The sequence below is a fragment of the Terrisphaera buseokensis genome (genome assembly GCF_047521145.2).
GTDB lineage: Bacteria > Verrucomicrobiota > Verrucomicrobiia > Opitutales > Opitutaceae > ER46.
The window spans coordinates 427,718-443,855 of sequence record NZ_CM134186.1 but is presented as its reverse complement, the minus strand read 5'-3'; the positions used below and the strand labels follow the sequence as shown (position 1 = coordinate 443,855).

13 protein-coding genes are annotated in these 16,138 nt (G+C 66.1%); 8 read left to right on the top strand and 5 right to left on the bottom strand.

Annotated elements, in window-relative coordinates:
• Positions 1–51 precede the first annotated feature (51 nt).
• From ACLJEU_RS01755 to ACLJEU_RS01730, 6 genes are read left to right on the top strand one after another with little or no spacing between them, the layout of a single operon-like run.
• Complete coding sequence (locus ACLJEU_RS01755; RefSeq protein WP_414663384.1) at positions 52–1,041, top strand: sugar-binding transcriptional regulator; 990 nt, start codon at positions 52–54, stop codon at positions 1,039–1,041.
• Positions 1,038–1,994 carry a glycerophosphodiester phosphodiesterase gene (locus ACLJEU_RS01750; RefSeq protein ID WP_414663385.1) on the top strand — a complete coding sequence of 319 codons (957 nt, stop codon included), beginning with the start codon at positions 1,038–1,040 and terminating at the stop codon, positions 1,992–1,994. The genes ACLJEU_RS01755 and ACLJEU_RS01750 overlap by 4 nt, the downstream gene beginning before the upstream one ends.
• The gene (locus ACLJEU_RS01745; RefSeq protein ID WP_414663386.1) at positions 1,991–3,400 is read left to right on the top strand and encodes a sn-glycerol-1-phosphate dehydrogenase; all 1,410 of its coding nucleotides are present in this window, start codon (positions 1,991–1,993) and stop codon (positions 3,398–3,400) included. The genes ACLJEU_RS01750 and ACLJEU_RS01745 overlap by 4 nt, the downstream gene beginning before the upstream one ends.
• A complete protein-coding gene (locus tag ACLJEU_RS01740; protein ID WP_414663387.1) occupies positions 3,397–4,707 on the top strand; it encodes an MFS transporter in 1,311 nt (436 codons plus the stop codon). The genes ACLJEU_RS01745 and ACLJEU_RS01740 overlap by 4 nt, the downstream gene beginning before the upstream one ends.
• Positions 4,707–5,582, top strand: a complete 876-nt coding sequence (locus ACLJEU_RS01735; protein WP_414663388.1) for an HAD-IIA family hydrolase — start codon at positions 4,707–4,709, stop codon at positions 5,580–5,582. The genes ACLJEU_RS01740 and ACLJEU_RS01735 overlap by 1 nt, the downstream gene beginning before the upstream one ends.
• Positions 5,579–7,057: a glycerol-3-phosphate dehydrogenase/oxidase gene (locus ACLJEU_RS01730; protein WP_414663389.1), complete on the top strand. Its 1,479-nt coding sequence runs from the start codon at positions 5,579–5,581 to the stop codon at positions 7,055–7,057. Before ACLJEU_RS01735 ends, ACLJEU_RS01730 begins: the two co-directional genes overlap by 4 nt.
• 105 nt (positions 7,058–7,162) lie before the next feature.
• Here ACLJEU_RS01730 and ACLJEU_RS01725 read toward each other — a convergent pair whose 3' ends face one another.
• Entirely contained in the window at positions 7,163–10,342 is a 3,180-nt protein-coding gene (locus tag ACLJEU_RS01725) for a TonB-dependent receptor domain-containing protein (protein WP_414663390.1), read from the bottom strand.
• 105 nt (positions 10,343–10,447) lie between these two features.
• Positions 10,448–11,356 (bottom strand): cation diffusion facilitator family transporter, encoded by a 909-nt coding sequence (locus ACLJEU_RS01720; protein WP_414663391.1) that lies wholly within the window; start codon positions 11,354–11,356, stop codon positions 10,448–10,450.
• A 109-nt stretch (positions 11,357–11,465) separates the two neighbouring features.
• Between ACLJEU_RS01720 and ACLJEU_RS01715 the strand changes: the two genes are divergently transcribed.
• Positions 11,466–11,921: an acetolactate synthase gene (locus tag ACLJEU_RS01715; RefSeq protein ID WP_414663392.1), complete on the top strand. Its 456-nt coding sequence runs from the start codon at positions 11,466–11,468 to the stop codon at positions 11,919–11,921.
• Positions 11,922–12,211: 290 nt separating this feature from the next.
• Here ACLJEU_RS01715 and ACLJEU_RS01710 read toward each other — a convergent pair whose 3' ends face one another.
• Complete coding sequence (locus ACLJEU_RS01710; RefSeq protein ID WP_414663393.1) at positions 12,212–12,763, bottom strand: DUF3299 domain-containing protein; 552 nt, start codon at positions 12,761–12,763, stop codon at positions 12,212–12,214.
• Between the two features lie 178 nt (positions 12,764–12,941).
• Between ACLJEU_RS01710 and ACLJEU_RS01705 the strand changes: the two genes are divergently transcribed.
• Positions 12,942–14,069 (top strand): Gfo/Idh/MocA family protein, encoded by a 1,128-nt coding sequence (locus tag ACLJEU_RS01705; protein ID WP_414663394.1) that lies wholly within the window; start codon positions 12,942–12,944, stop codon positions 14,067–14,069.
• Positions 14,070–14,168: 99 nt separating this feature from the next.
• On the opposite strand, the gene ACLJEU_RS01700 is transcribed toward ACLJEU_RS01705, so the two are convergent.
• Entirely contained in the window at positions 14,169–15,374 is a 1,206-nt protein-coding gene (locus tag ACLJEU_RS01700) for an ABC transporter permease (RefSeq protein WP_414663395.1), read from the bottom strand.
• Positions 15,371–16,039 carry an ABC transporter ATP-binding protein gene (locus tag ACLJEU_RS01695; RefSeq protein ID WP_414663396.1) on the bottom strand — a complete coding sequence of 223 codons (669 nt, stop codon included), beginning with the start codon at positions 16,037–16,039 and terminating at the stop codon, positions 15,371–15,373. The genes ACLJEU_RS01700 and ACLJEU_RS01695 overlap by 4 nt, the downstream gene beginning before the upstream one ends.
• Positions 16,040–16,138: the final 99 nt, after the last annotated feature.

Here is a 16,138-nt window from a genome sequence, read left to right as displayed (position 1 = left end):
GCGTCCCTCGCCGCTTGACACCCTGCGCCGGGAGCGGCTCACTCCATAAAAATGCCGAATGATTATTCAGACGATCGCCTGCGTCTGGTCGCCCGTCTCTACTACCTGGACGGTCTTGGCCAGAGTGAGGTCGCGAAGTTCGCCAAGGTTTCGCAGGCCAAGGTCTCCCGCCTCCTGGCCCTCGCGAAGGAACGCGGCATCGTCCGCATCACGGTGGCCGACTACGATCCGCGCCGGCGCGAACTCGAGGATCAGCTGCGCACCCGGCTCGGGCTCGGGCTGGTGGTCGTCATCAAATCGGGTGACGCGGTCGACGGCGCGGATCTCCGGCGGGCGGTCGGGCACTTCGGCGCCGCGGTGGTCGATGAGCTAATTGAACCACGCGACACAGTCGCCCTCGCCGGCGGCCGGACGATTCACGATCTGGTGCATCACCTGCCCGCCACGCGGACGAAGGCGCTTACCGTCGTGCAGGCGATGGGCACGGTGGATTCGTCGGTCAATGCCTTCGACGCGCAGGAGGTCGGCCGCGTGATGGCGCAGCGGCTCGGCGGAAATTTTCTCTCGCTCAACACGCCGGCGTTCATTCCCGACAAGCGCACGCGGGACGCCCTGCTCGATCTGCAGCAGGTGCGCAGCGTGCACGAATGCCTGGATCGGGCCCGCGTCGCGCTGGTCGGGCTCGGCACGCTGGCGAACTCGGTGTTCGTCGAGCGCGGCACGCTCGACGCCACCATGGTGCGCGAGCTCGAACGCGCCGGCGCGGTCGGCGAAGTGTGCGGCCGGTTCATCGACGCCAGCGGCAAGGAGTGCGCCACCGCCTGGCGGGATCGCGTGATCAGCGTCCAGATCGATCAGCTCCGCAAGATTCCGTTGGTGGTCGGCGTCGTTTCCGGCAGCGACCGCTCCGCCGCCATCCTCGCCGCCGTGCGCGGCAACATCATCAAGGCCCTGGTCATCGACGAGGTCGGTGCCAGCGCGCTGCTCGCCGCACCGCCGCTCGCCGCCCTCAAAACCCCCAAAAAGAAAGCCCGCCAATGAACCGTCGCCGCCTTTTCGCCACCACCTGCCTCGTGACCCTCGCCTCGCTCCTGCCCCTCGGCAGCGCCGGCGCTCCGGCCGAGTGGAACATCACGCAGCACATTCCGCTGGAAAAGATCATCATCCAGGGTCACCGCGGCGTGGGCGATCTGGCCGAGGAGAACACCGTGGAGGCGTTCGAGCTCGCTTGGAAGCTGGGCATCTATCCGGAGTGCGATCTGCGCATGACGAAGGACGGCGTGATCGTGCCGTTTCACGACAATGACTTCAGCCGCGTCGTGAAGGACGCGCCGCCGGAGTTGAAGAAGAAGGGCGTGAAGGATCTGACCTACGCCGAACTGTCGAAACTCGATGTGGGCTCATGGAAGGGCGAGCAGTTCAAGGGCCGGCGCGTCGTGCCGATGGCCACGATTTTCAAACTCATGCAGGGACGCCCCGAGCGCCACCTCTACATGGACATCAAGAGCATCGAGTTTCCCCGCCTTGCCGTTGAGGTCAGGAAGTACGGCATCGAGAAACAGATCGTGCTGGCGTCGCGCAAAATCGCCGAGATTCGCGCGTGGAAGGCGATCGTGCCGGAGTCCGAAACCCTCCTGTGGATGCATGGCAACGAGGCGGAACTGAGCCGCGATCTGGCGGCGTTGAAACAGACGAAATTCGCCGGCGTCACGCAGGTGCAGATTCACGTCTACCCGAAGGTGACGTCCGACACGTGGGCGCCGCCCGCGGATGCGAGCCCGGCGGACAACCCGTTTCGCCTGCGCAGTGACTTCCTGCGCAACGTGGGTCACGACCTGCGCGCCCACGGCGTCGTGTTTCAGACGTTTCCCTACACCAAGGATCCGGCCGTCTACGGCCAGCTCCTCGACCTCGGCGTGATGTCGTTCGCGACCGACTACCCGGACGTCACGCTGCGCGAGATCAAGGCCTACTACGCCGCCCGCAAAAAATGACCTCCGCCTCCACCGTGAGCCTCGGCACGCCCCGTCTGACGCTGGACGAAGCGTTGACCTCCGCGCGCGAAACGCGGGCGCTGCTGGTCGGGGCGGGCGTCCTGCGTGAGACTGCGCGGATTTTCCAACAGCACTTTCCCGGGCAGAGCGCCGTGATCGTCGCCGATGAAATCACCTGGCGCGTGGCTGGTCGGACAGTGGCCGAGGCCTTCGCCAGTGCCGGTATCGCCACGCTCACTCCCTTCATCTTCCGCGATCCGACACTGTATGCGGAATTCCGATTCGTCGAACAGCTCGAGGCGTCGTTGCGCACCCACGATGCGGTGCCCGTCGCCGTGGGTTCGGGCACGATCAACGATCTCGTCAAACTCGCCGCCCACCGCACCGGACGCGCGTCCTACCTGTGCGTTGCAACGGCGGCCTCCATGGATGGCTACACGGCGTTCGGCGCGTCGATCACGTATCAGGGCGCGAAGCAGACCTTCAACTGTCCCGCGCCGCGCGCGGTCGTGGCCGACATCGACGTGATTCGCCAGGCGCCCGCGGAGATGACGGCGTCGGGCTACGCCGATCTCTCCGCCAAGATCACGGCCGGTGCCGACTGGATCCTCGCCGACGCGCTCGCCGTCGAGCCGATCGATCCGCGGGCCTGGGCCATTGTGCAGGGCGGACTGCGCGATTCGCTCGCGGATCCCGCAGGCGCCCGCGCGGGCGCCTCCACGGCCATCGCGCCGCTCGTCGAAGGCCTGATGCTCGGAGGCTTCGCCATGCAGTGGTCGAAGACGAGCCGACCCGCCTCGGGCGCGGAACACCAGTTCAGCCACCTGTGGGACATGGAGCATCACGTGCACCACGGCGAAGCGCCGTCGCACGGTTTCAAGGTGGGCGTCGCCACGCTGGCCGTCACGCGCTTCTACGAGCAGCTCCTCGCCCACGACTTTTCCCAGCTGGATCCCGATCGCTGCGCGGCCGACTGGCCGGAACCAACGGTCATCGAGGCCCACGTGCGCCGGAAATTTGCAGGCACGGATTTCGTCGAGACGGCGGTTACGGAGACGCGGGCCAAGCACGTGTCGGCCGACGCCCTGCGCCTTCAGCTCGCGCAACTCAAGTCCGGCTGGCCGGCGATTGCCGCCCGGCTCCGAGCACAACTGCTGCCTTCCGCGGAGATGAAACGCCGGCTCGATGCCGTCGGCGCCCCCACGGAGCCCGAACAGATCGGTCTCACGCGGGCCCGGCTGCGCGACGGCTTCTCCCGCGCGTACCATATCCGCCGCCGGTTCACCGTGCTCGATGTGGCGGTCCGTACTGGAACTTTGGACACACTGCTCGACGGCCTTTTCGGCCCGGGCGGCGTGTGGACCGTCGCCAACCCACCCCACGCCTTTCGCGCCACCCCCGCATGAGTCTGCCGATTTCCACCTCCTCAGCCTACGTTGCACCCGATGCCGCCGTCGCCGCGCGGTTTCGCTACTGGCAGTACCGCACGCTCATCGCGACGATGTTCGGCTACGCGGCCTTTTACTTTGTCCGCAAAAACCTGAGCTTCGCGATGCCCGCGATGCAGACCGACCTCGGCATCACCAAGGCGGACCTCGGGCTCTTTCTCACGCTGCACGGACTGCTGTATGGTGTTTCCCGCTTTGTGAATGGCATGTGGGCGGACCGCGCCAACGCCCGCTACTTCATGGTCGCGGGGCTCATGCTATCCGTCTGCGCGAATGTCTTCTTCGGCTTCAGCTCCACCGTGCTGCTGCTCGGCGTGGCGTGGATGATCAACGGCTGGGTGCAGGGCATGGGCTTTCCACCGTGCTGCCGGCTCATGACTCACTGGTTCGCGCCGCATGAGCTCGCGACCAAGATGTCGATCTGGAATACCTCGCACTCCATCGGTGCGGCGGTCGCCAGCGTGTTCTGCGGCTACATCGTCATGTATGGCTGGCGCTGGTGCTTCTTCGGTCCGGCAATCCTCTGCACGGTGGCGGGACTGATTCTGTTCCTGCTGTTGCGCGACACCCCGACCTCGGTCGGCCTGCCCGAGATCAAGGTCGAAGGCGCGAAGGCCGGCGATCACGAGGATCGCTCCTCGGCCGGCTACAAGGAATTCGTGAAGCACCAGGTCTTCCTGAATCCGTACATCTGGTGGATCTCGCTCGCCAACTTCTTCGTCTACGTCCTGCGCTTCGCCATCCTCGACTGGGGTCCGACGCTGCTGAAGGAAATGAAACACTTTCCGGTCCATCAGGGCGGCTGGATGGTCGGGGCCTTTGAAGTCTCCGGCATCGTCGGCATGCTGCTCGCGGGCTGGGCGACCGACAAAGTGTTCAAGGGCCGTGGCGCGCGGATGTGCGTCTTCTGCATGATCGGCGCCTGCACCGCGATGTTCCTGTTCTGGAAATTCGGCTCCACGCCGACGAGTGCCACCGTGCTGCTCGCGGTCGCCGGGTTCTTCATTTACGGCCCGCAGGCCCTCATCGGCATCACCGCGGCGAATCTCGCAACCAAGCGCGCCGCCGCCACCGCGGCCGGCTTCACCGGCCTCTTCGGCTACGCCAGCACGCTGGTGTCCGGCTGGGGCCTCGGCCTCCTCGTGCAACGCCAGGGCTGGGAGGTCGCGTTCGGCGCGCTCCTCGCGATCGGCGCGATCGGGCTCCTCATGTTCATCCTCGCCTGGCCGGCCAAGGCCCACGGCTACCAGCAAGCTTCCTCGTAATGGCTCCGAACCGCAAAGCTCCCTCCGCTCCCCGTTCCCAACGCGATCGCCTGCGCGACATCGCGCACGTCGCCCTCGACATGGACGGCACCATCTACAAAGGCGGCACGCTCTTCCCGTGCACGCTGCCGTTCATCGCGCAGATGCGCGACCTCCGCATCGGCTGCACCTTCCTGACGAACAACCCGTCCAAAAGCTCGGCCGACTACCTTGCCCACCTGCGCAAGATGGGGCTCACCGCCACCGCGGACGAACTCTACACGTCCGCGCAGGCCACGATCGACTGCCTGCGCCGGCGCTTTCCCGAGGTGAAGCGTATCTTCGCCCTGGGTACGCCCAGCATGCTGCAGGAATTCAGCGGCGCGGGTTTCATCCTGACGGCGGACGATCCCGCCGATGTGCCTGATGCCGTCGTGGTGGGCTTCGATCTCACGCTCGTCTATTCGCGCCTCTGCCGCGCTGCGTGGTGGGTGCAGCAGGGCAAGCTCTTCGTGGCGACCAATCCGGATCGCGTCTGCCCGACGGATCAACCCACGGTGCTCGTCGACTGCGGCGCGATTTGCGCGCTGCTGGAAGAGGCCACGGGCCGCGCCCCCGACATCGTGCTCGGCAAACCCGATCCCACGATGCTGAGCGGCATTCTCGATCGGCATGGCCTGCAGCCCTCGCAGATCGCGATGGTGGGCGACCGGATTTACACCGACATTCTGATGGCCCACCGCGCCGACGCCCTGGGCGTCCTGGTGCTCACGGGCGAAGCGACCGTGCACGATGCCGAACAGGCGAATCCCCGTCCGCATCTGGTCGTGCCCAGCCTCGCCGAGTTTGGCGTGCTGCTCGCTGCGTCGCGCCAGGAAACCGCTGTCCGAACATGAAGCCCAACGCCAATCCGAATTCGAAACGCAATGAGGCGCTCACGCGCCTGATGAGCGATCCGCTCGACCTCCTCGTGGTCGGGGGCGGCATCGTCGGCAGCGGCGTCGCCCGCGACGCCGCCATGCGTGGTCTGAAAGTCGGCCTGGTCGACCAGCAGGATTTCGCCGCCGGCACCAGCAGCCGCTCGAGCCGACTTTTGCACGGAGGTCTCCGCTACCTCGAGCAGGGTCGCGTCGGCCTCGTCCACGAAGCGAGCGTGGAGAAGAAAACGATCCACCGGATCGCGCCGCACCTCGCGGAACCGCTCGGTTTTGTGTTTCCGTCGTATCGCGGCGAAGGCCGGCCGGTGTGGCAGCTGCGCATCGGCGTGAAGATCTATGATCTGCTGTGCGGCGGACGAAACTTCCAACCGTCCCGCGGGTTCACGCGCGCCGAGACGCAGGCCATGCTGCCCGAACTGGACGCGACGGATCTCGCGGGTTCGGTGCGTTACTTCGACGCCCTGACCAATGACGCGCGGCTCGTGGTCGACACGCTGCGCTCCGCCGAACGCAACGGCGCCACCGTCGTGAACTACACGCGTTTCCAGGATGCCCGCCGCCAGCCGGACGGCTGGATCTGCCAGATCGAGGACCAGCTCACCGGCCGGACCGGCAACGTGCGCGCCAAAACCATCGTCAACGCCACCGGCCCGTGGGCCGATCACGTTCCGCACAGCGCGGTGAAACTGCGCCTCAGCAAGGGCATTCACATCGTGATCGATCGCGCGCGACTGACCCTGCCGTCGGCCGTCGTCATCACCGAGGGCAAACGGATCCTGTTCGTGCTGCCGTGGGGCTCGCGGGTGATCATTGGCACGACCGACACGGACTACCGGGGCAAACCCGAGGCGGTCGCCGTTGACGAGTCCGATGTCGTCTACGTGCTGCGCACAGTGAATGAATTCTTCCCGAAGATCGCGCTGACCGGCAGCGACATCATCAGCTCCTGGGCCGGCATCCGGCCGCTGATCGCGAATCCCGACGGATCGCCGTCGGACATCTCGCGCGCCCACCAGATCAAATCACCGGAAGCCGGCTGGTGGGACATTGCCGGCGGCAAACTCACCACGTACCGGCTCATGTCGGAGCAGGCCGTCGATCAGATCGCGCGTCACTTGGGCGGCAACGCCCAGCCGTGTCGCACGGCCACCGAGCCGCTGCTGCCCGCCGAGGAAATGTCGGCGTACAGCGCCATCCTGCCGGCGCCCTTCACGCGTGAAGCCGTCGCGCACTATGTGCGCCACGAATGGTCGCGGCACCTCGATGATGTCCTGCTGCGTCGCAGCGGCTGGCACTATTATGAGCGCCTGTCCGCCGATACGATTGCGCAGACCGCGACGTGGATGGGCGAACTCCTCGACTGGTCGCCGCCGCAACGCCAGTCCGAGATCGAGGCGTTCGCCGTCAACGCTCACTACGCGCCGGCGGCGTAGTGCAGGGCGGGATGAAAAAAGGGCCGCCGAAAATGGCGGCCCTTTGGTCCTCCTGCTTCGCTTGCGTCGATCGGCGTGATTCGCAGGCAGCTGAATCGTTCCCGCTCAGAGCTTCTTCGTGATCTGCAGCGAATACGTGCGGCCGCGGGCCATCACGTTGTAGAGCGACGGCTCGTATCCGCGCGAGTCGGCCGACAGCGGCGGCGTGGCGTCGAAGAGATTGTTCACGCCGACCCGAATGCTCGTCTGACTCAGCCAGCGATTCTGCGACGTGAGCCGATAGGACGCGAAGAGGTTGTAGCTCTTCGAATCATGCACGACGTACCGGTAGGAATACGCGCCGTTGTTGAAGATCGGCTGGATGTAGGTCGGATTGCCGAGCGAGTCCCACACGGTCTGCGTCGTGGTCGCGTTCAGATCCGTGAATCGGCCGATGTAATACATCCCGAATCCGCCGCTCCACTGCTTTTTGCGCCAGGTGAGCGTCGTGCCGCCGCGCCAGATGGGAGTCGCGCCACCGACATTCGCGCTGTTGCCATTGCGATACTCCGTGCGGGTTGAGCCCGCTGCCGTGTAGGCGTGGAAATCATTCAGGTAGGTCCAGTTCGTGTTCAGCGTGAACTGCCCCACGGCAAACTGCGGGAAGCGGTAGTTCACATCGAAGTCGAAGCCGTTCACGAACTGCTGCGACTTGTTGAAATAACTCGTCCGCAGGATGTCGATGCCACCGACGACCGCCCGCTGGTTGCCCGGCGCGCGCGTGGCGTTGTACGCGTTGAAGAAGTCCCGATCGGCCTGCGTCGGCGCGAGCCGCACGACGGACGGATCGCCCTTGTAGGCGCCGGTGCCACTGCCGAGATCGATCGAGCCGATCGCCTGGCCCGCCGCGAGAGCCGACTGCGTCGCCGCGAGCAGCGCTGCCGTGTCGTCGGCGATGCCGCCGCCGGACGAGATGAGGTTCTTCTGGCGAATTTCCCAGTAGTCGACCGACACCGAGAGGCCCTTGACGCCCGGCACCTCGATCACGATGCCGGCGGACTTGCCAGTCGAGGTCTCGGGCTGGAGCTGACGGTTGCCGGAAGCGACGCTGCGCCGGTTCGACGGGCCGTCGGTGATGAGGCCGGTAACCGTGCTGCGGTAGGTGTCGGTGCTGCCCGTGACCGTGCGGATGAGCGTGCCGGTGAAAAGCTGCGCAAGGTTGGGCGCGTGAAAACCCTGGTTGTACGATCCGCGCACCATCACCCAGCCGGCCGGTTTCCAATTCACGCCGTACTTCGGTTTCGTGGTGTCGCCGAAATCGGTGTAGCTCTCATAGCGTCCCGACGCCGTGAGTTCGAGCGAGTGCACGAGCGGGAAACGGGTGTCGCGGCCAACGAGCGGCACGACGGCCTCGGCGTAGAGCGCGGCGACATGGCGGTTGCCGTGCGTGTCGGAATTCGGCGAGAAGCCGAGGAAATCGTTCGCGGTCAGATCGAGGCCCGAACCGGGCGGGTTCAAGCCGGCGTACGGCGGACGGAAATCATCGTAGGCCTCGTAGCGGAATTCGCCGCCGAAGGCGCCGCCGATCTTGTTGCCGCCCCAGAGCGGAAAGACGTCGCCGCTCGCGCGGAAGTCGCCGCTGCCGAGCTTGGTGATGCCGCTGCGGATGAAGCTCGAGCGAAACGTCGACGTGACACTGTCGGGGTTCTTAAACGGTCCGGTGCTGACGAGCGCGCCGTTCTGCACGGCGAACGCCCGCGTGAACGGATTGAACGCCCGTGCCGGATCCGTCTGATTGATCGCGGTGATCAACTGACTCTTCCGACTCGGCCCTTCCTCGTTCTCGATCACCCGGGCGGCCGAATACAACAGCGCGGCTTCCCAGGTCCAGGAGTCGAGCAACTTGCCGCGAATGCCGGCGACGCCGCGATACACCGCCGTATCCACATAGTCAGTACGCGTGGCGATATCGGTCAGGCGCTTGTTCGTGATCGAGACCGCGGACGGCGTGCCCGTGAGGCGGGGAGTGCCGTCGGTGTTCGGCGCGCCGGTCGGCGACCAGAAGCGGGTGCCGAACGGATTGTAGGGATTCGTCGCCGGCACGATGATGAAGCCGTCGGTGCTCTGCGTGATGCCGTCGGGCTCGCGATAGGTGACGGAGTTCGCGCGGTAGAGGCTGGCATCGGTGAACACCGTCAGATTCCTGCTCACGTCGAACTCGGCGCTGGCAAACACATTGGTGCGCGCGGTCTCGGGCTGGATGACGCGATACGCGTTGTTGTTCCAATAGTAGTCGCGCGTGACGCCCGCGCGGCTCGGCGTGGCCGTGCCGAACGCCGCGCCACCGGAGCCATTCGGCTGGAGGACGAAGAGTCCGGACGCCGCCGCGAGCGTCGCCGGCACACCGGCCGGACGCGCGCCCGTAAAGCCGGTGACGGCGCCGAACTCATTCGTCGCGGTCACGGTGCCGAGCAGGTAGTTGCCGTATTCGGTCGTGGCGGAGCGGGCGTTGAACGTCGTGACGGTCGGCACATTCCACGGCGCGGGCGCCAGATTGCTGTGGTCGGCATCGGCGGAAAATTCCCGGTCGCGCGCGTACATCGCCTCACGTTGATAGAAGTCGGCGGTGACCATCGCGCGGCCCCGGCCCTTCGCGAAATCGAAACCGTGCGTGAGCGTCGCGCGATATTCCTGACCGTCGTTGTAGTCGGTCTGGCCGTACCGCAATGCCAGTTCGGTGCCGCGGAAATTCCGGGCCATCGCATAGTTCACCACGCCGGCGACCGCGTCGGTGCCATATACGGACGACGCGCCGTCGCGGAGCAGTTCAACGCGATCGATGCCGCGGTTGGGCAGCTGGTTGACGTTGGTCGAGAGCGTCGGCACGCCGGCCTCGCCCTGGCTGATCGGATGCGGCACGAGCCGGCGGCCGTTCAGGAGAATGAGCGTATTGCTCGACGGGATACCGCGGAGCGAAATGCTGGCGTTGTCGCCGCGCGCCGTCGCGCCGAGCGTCGCGGTCTCGTTGCCCGGCAGTCCGGTGACCTGCGGCAGCGCCGTGAGGAGGTCGGACGGCTGGGCGGCATCGCGCACCTCGATGGCGGCGGTGTCGAAGACCGTGACGGGGAGAACCTTTTCCACGTCGAGCCGCCGGATGTTGGACCCGACGACCGTGAAGGCCTCGAGTTTGACGGCCTCTTCGCGGGGCGCGGCCGGAGCCACCTGCGCAAAAGCGGCCGGAAGAATCGGGAGCGCCAGGATCGCTATCAAGGCGGCCCGAAGACGCGGAAACGGTTTGGTTTTCATCAGGGTGTGGGAGGTCAGGACCGGTCATTCTGGGCCAATATTCGCCCGCGCGCAAGCTGCTGAACCGCACGCTCAATTTCCACCGATCAACCACCCGGGTGCGCCCTAATCCGCCGGCTCCACGTGCACCGTCACATCACTGATCCGATGGCGCGCCGACGCGATCAACGCATCCTTCACCGCGTGGGCGATGTCGTGGCCCGCGCGGACGGTCAGCGAGCCATTCACCCGGATCTGAATATCGACGAGGTAACTGAGACCGCTCTTTCGCATGCGCATTTTATCCAGCGCAATGACTCCGGGCACCGTCAGTGCCAGCGAGCGCACTTCGTTTTCGAAAGTCTGCGCCACGGCCGCGTCCATGACGTCACCCATGGCCTTCATGACCATCCCGCCGCCGTTGAAGGCGATGACGACGCACGCGAACAGGGCGGCCCAGTCGTCCGCCGCCTCCCAGCCTTTGCCGCCCACGAGCGCAATCGTGATGCCGACGAACGCGGCGGCCGACGTCAGGGCGTCCGACCAGTGATGCAGCGCCTCGACGCCCAGCGCCGTGCTGCCCGCCTCCTCGCTCGCCGCCGCCATCTGGCGCGACAGGACGATTTTGATTACGACGACGCCCGCCAGCACCAGCAGCGTCCACCAGGCCGGCCCGCGATGGGGCGTGATGATTTCGTGGACGGCGTGGTAGCCGACCCAGCCCGCCATGGCGAAGATGAACCCCGCGACGGCCAGCGCCGCCACCGCCTCTGCCTTGCCGTGGCCGTAAGGGTGATTGGCGTCCGGCGGCCGGGCCGCGACTTGAAACCCGGCCCAGACCAGCGACGACGAAAAGATGTCGAGCAGCGACTCCGCGCCATCCGCGATCAACGCGTAGGTGTTGCCGAAGATGCCGCCGGCGAATTTGACGGCGGCCAGCAGCGCGTTGATTGCCACGCCGCGCAACACGAGCCGGGCCCCCGCCTCGGCGCGCAACTGCGTGGCGAGGTGGGGTTGCGGCGGGCGAAGTGACATTGGGGGGGCGTCACCGTGGAGGTTTCACCGGCCAAGCTCAACCCTTACGCGGGTGCCCACGCGACACCGCCGTTGACCCCGTCCCACCGGCCCGCCACTTGTTTCCGCCATGTCAGCGCAAATCTCGACGTCCTCCAGCGACCCCGTGAAGCAGTTCTCCGTGTTTGCCGAGAACCGACTCGGCCGGCTCTACGATCTGACCACGCTGCTCAAGACGAGCAACGTTCACATCATGGGCATCACGGTGCTCGACACGACCGACAGCGCCATCGTGCGTCTGATCGTCGACGATCCCGAGAAGGCCCGCGAGCTGATGATCAACAATGATTTTCCGTACGTGGAGTGCGACGTGCTCGCGGTGGAGCTCACCGACGAATCGCAACTGCAGGAAGTGCTCGCCGCGCTGTTCGAGGCCGAGATCAACATCCACTACATCTACAGCTTCATCAAACGCCCCGAAGGCCGGTCGGCGCTCGCGATCAATGCGGAAGACGACGACGTCGCCGCGCAGGCGCTCGGCAACAAGGGCTTTCGCATTCTGACCCAGCGCGACATCGCCCGCTAGCGCCGGCGCCGGCGGAGCCGGCGCGGTTGAAAGGTGAAGGGTGAAAGTTGAAAGACCGGACAACGGCGCAAACCAATCGTCGCGAGTTGCGGCATCCCCGGGATGCCCGCGTCAAGCGGACCTGAAGCTAGCTGAAGCTGCGAAGGCGCACGGCTCGCCGCTTTCAACCTTCACCTTTCAACTGCACCGCGTCGGCAAAGCCGGCGCCGCGGTGCTCGTACCAATCGCTCCTTGCTTTTGGGCTTCTGGATCGATCGTGGCTAAAGTCCAAAGGCAAAGGGTGATTGGTATCAGCCCTGCACTTCGCCCATCTTCTCGCCGTCGAGTTCGTAGAGGCCGGTCATGTAGCCGTTCTCGAACATCGCGCCGACCTTGAGCTCGCCGTAGAAGGCCACGGGCACGTCCATCATCGGCTGCACGCCCTTCTTCATCTTCACCACGACCCACTCGTTCATATTCGGCACGGTGCCGAAGCAGCAGGCCATCGTGTTGCGCATCAGCAGAAATTCGGTGACGAGGCCCTTGTCCATTTTCACCGGGACCATGTAGCCGGTGATGACGGCCTTCTTGCCGTTCCAGCCTTTGACCGCTGCGGGAATCTGTTCCTCGCCGGTCGGCGGCTTGGCCTTCGGATCGGCCGTCGGGTCAAACGGGGGCGGGTTGAAGGTGTAGGAAGCGAGCTGCTCGAAGCCGAGCTTGAGGTAACCGTTCTCCACCTGCGGCGGAGCAGCGGGCACCGGTGCCGCCTCGGGCTTGGCGGCCGCATCCGCAGACCAGCCGCCCACCGGCAGAGCAAGACACGCAACGACGAGGGCCCACGAAAGCTTGCGCGACGGTTTCATAGTGGCCCCACCGTACGCACGGACTGCGTTCCGTCAAAAAGAGTTTTTGCCCTGCATGCGTTTGATTCGGGCCCGCTCCGCTCCCTCCAGTCGGACTGTCTGGCAATCTTCGCTCCCACGACGCCGGGCTTTGCCTTTGACCCTGCCCCGGGCGGGCGACACCGAACGTGCGTTACCCATGACCCAGACGTACCGCGCAGTCCTCGTTGGCACGGGGAGCGTCGCTGATTCCCACGCCCGCGCCATCGAGGAAACCCGTGGCCGCGTGCAACTCGTTTCCGCCGTCGACGTCGAACGCGATCGGGTGAACGCCTTCTGCGCGCGGCACAAGATTGCGATCGCCCGCACCGACTACGAGCAGGCGCTGCGCGAGGATCGGCCGGACATCGTCCTGGTCGCCGCGCCACCGTCGCTCCACGCCGCGATGAGCATCGCCGCCATGGAGTCCGGCGCGTGGGTGCTGTGCGAAAAACCCCTGTGCGCCTCCCTCGCGGAACTCGACCGCATCGCGGAGGCCGAGGTCCGCACGGGCCGGTACACGGCGTGCGTTTTCCAGCAGCGGTTCGCGTCGTCCACCGCCCACCTGCGCCGGCTCGCCGCCGAGGGCCTGCTCGGCCGGCCGCTCGTCGCCGTGTGCCACACGCTCTGGTATCGGGATTCCAGTTACTACGCGATTCCGTGGCGCGGCAAGTGGACGACGGAACTCGGCGGCCCGACGATGGGCCTCGGCATCCACGCGATGGATCACCTGCTCCATATTCTGGGTGACTGGGCGGAAGTCCGCGCGCACGCCGCCACGCTCGACCGCGCGATCGAGGTGGAGGACGTGTCGATGGCGCTGGTGCGTTTCGCGAACGGCGCGCTCGCCTCGGTCGTGAACAGCGCCCTCAGCCCGCGCCAGGAGACCAGCATCCGGCTCGACTACCAGCGCGCCACCGTCGAGCTGACGCATCTCTACGGCTACACGCGCGACAACTGGAAACTCACGCTCGCGCCCACCGCCGCCGAGGAGGGCAACTCGCTCGTGCAGGCGTGGCAGCATTTCCCGCCCGACTTCGGCTCAACGCACGCCGCGCAGCTGGCGGAGTTCGTGGCGGATCGCGACGCCGGCCGGCGTCCCTCGACGAGCGGCGACGACGCGCGCCGCACCTTGGAGCTGATGACGGCCCTCTACAAAAGCGCGTTCACCGGCAAACCGGTCCTGCGCGGCACGATTCTGCCCGGCGATCCCTTCTACACCGCCCTGCATGGCGGCATGGCCGCCGGTCACGTGGGCCGGCCGCGACCGGAACCGGTTGCCGGTTAGCGCCGGGAGAAACGGCGGTGGAGTCGCCCGCGAATCACGCGAAGCGACGCGAATGAGCGGAGGCGCTGCCACCCGGGAGCGCAGGCGGACTGGACTGCCTCACGAAACCGGCGCGAGCGTCTCGGCGACGGGCGTGCGATACGCCTTGAGTGCGGGTACGATGCCGCCGAGGGCACACAGCGCGATCATGCCGAGCGGACAAATCCACAGCACCGGGTGTTTCGCGGTGAGATCGAGCACCACGCCGGTCTGGGCGCGGATGATGTTGGCCACGCCGGCAAAGAGTCCGAAATACACCGCATAACCCGCCACGGCGCCGATCGCGCCGATGGCTGCCGCCTCCGCGAGCACCGCGCCGAAGATAGTGCGTCGCCGGGCGCCGAGCGCGCGCAGGATCGCGAGGTCACGCTGCCGGGCGCTCATGGAATTATAAATGCTCGCCAGGACTGAACCGCCGGCCACGAGCGCGACCAGATACGCCACCAGCGTGAGCACCTGATCGAACCACGCGATTTTCCCGAAAAGTTCGGCGATGATCGCGCCGACGGGAAAAGCAAAGGTCATTTTGTTGCCCTGCTTGTTGATCATCGTGTCGAGCATGAACCCGGCCGTCGGCGCGCGCAGTTGCAGGAGCACGGCGCTGATATCGGTCGCCGCCTTCGGATCGTGGCCGCTCATCGTCTGCAGGCCGCGCAACGGAATCCACACCACGCGATCCGCGGGCGTGTTCGTCGGCTCAAGGATGCCCGTGACGGTGAAGTTATCCTCGTGTTCGTTCTTCGGATCGAACGCCAGGCCGTGGAACGGCCGGAAGGTGTCGCCCACCTTCAACCCGAGGCGCTGCGCGGCGAAACTGCCGGCGACGGCTTCCTTGGCGTCGGCGTTGAAGACCTTGCCGCCCGCGCGAAACGCGAACTTCTTGCCGGGCGCGTACTCCACACTCGTGAATAAATCGGGCAGCGTGCCGACGAGGCGGTAACCGCGCAGGTTGTCGCCCACCGCAATCGGCACCGCCGTCTTGATCATCGGATGGCGGCGAATCGCCTCGTAGTCGCTGTACGGCAGATTTCCCGCCGACGCCTCGAGGTGGAAGATCGCGTTGAGCACGAGCTGGAGTTTCGAACCGCGCGCGCCGAGCACGGCATCGAAGCCGGTCGTCGTCTGCGTGAACGCCGACTGCGACTGCGTCTTCACCATCCACACGCAGAGCAGCAGGCCGCACGCGAGCGCGATGCCGGCCGCGGTGACCACGGTCGACAACGCGTGCTGCCGCAGCGAGCGATAGATGATCAGCGGGAGGGTCATGCCTTGGCGGCGGCGTTGATGCCGCCGAAATCCTGCACGCGATCGAAGTCGGCGAGCGTCTGTTCATCGTGGCTGACGAGCAGCAGCGCCGCGCCCTGCTCCCGGCTCACTTCGCGAATCAGCGCCAGCGCCTCGCGGGCGTGCTTGCGATCGAGATTGCCCGTCGGTTCGTCGGCCAGCACGAGCTTCGGCCGGTTGGCCAGCGCCCGCGCGACGGCGACGCGCTGCTGCTGGCCGGTCGAAAGCTGCCGCGGGAAATGATTCAGCCGGTGCCCGAGACCGACGCGCTCGAGCATCTGCCGCGCGTGCGCCCGGTCGGCGCCGTGCGGCCCGAACGACATGCCGAGCACGACGTTCTCCAGCACGGTGTAGCCCTGCAGCAGATTGAAGGTCTGGAAAATGTACCCGATCTTCTCGGCGCGCAGTCGGTCGCGTTTCGCTTCCGGCAATCCGGTCATTTCGGTGCCGTCGATTGCCACCCGGCCGCTGTCCGCCGCCAGGATGCCCGCGATCAGATGAAGAAAGGTCGTCTTCCCCGAGCCGCTCTCGCCGCGCAATGCCCGCTGCTCGCCCGCCGCGAGGTCAAACGCCGGCACGTTCACGATCGCCACGCGCTGCCCCTCGGGCGACTCAAACGATTTCTGCAGATTGGCTACGGCAAGCATCGAACAACGGTGAAGGCAAAGAGACACAGATCACCGAAACCAGAAACACTTTTTTCAAGAAACGAAGGAGAAAAGGCGGGGAACGGGAGTGGGCGTGGG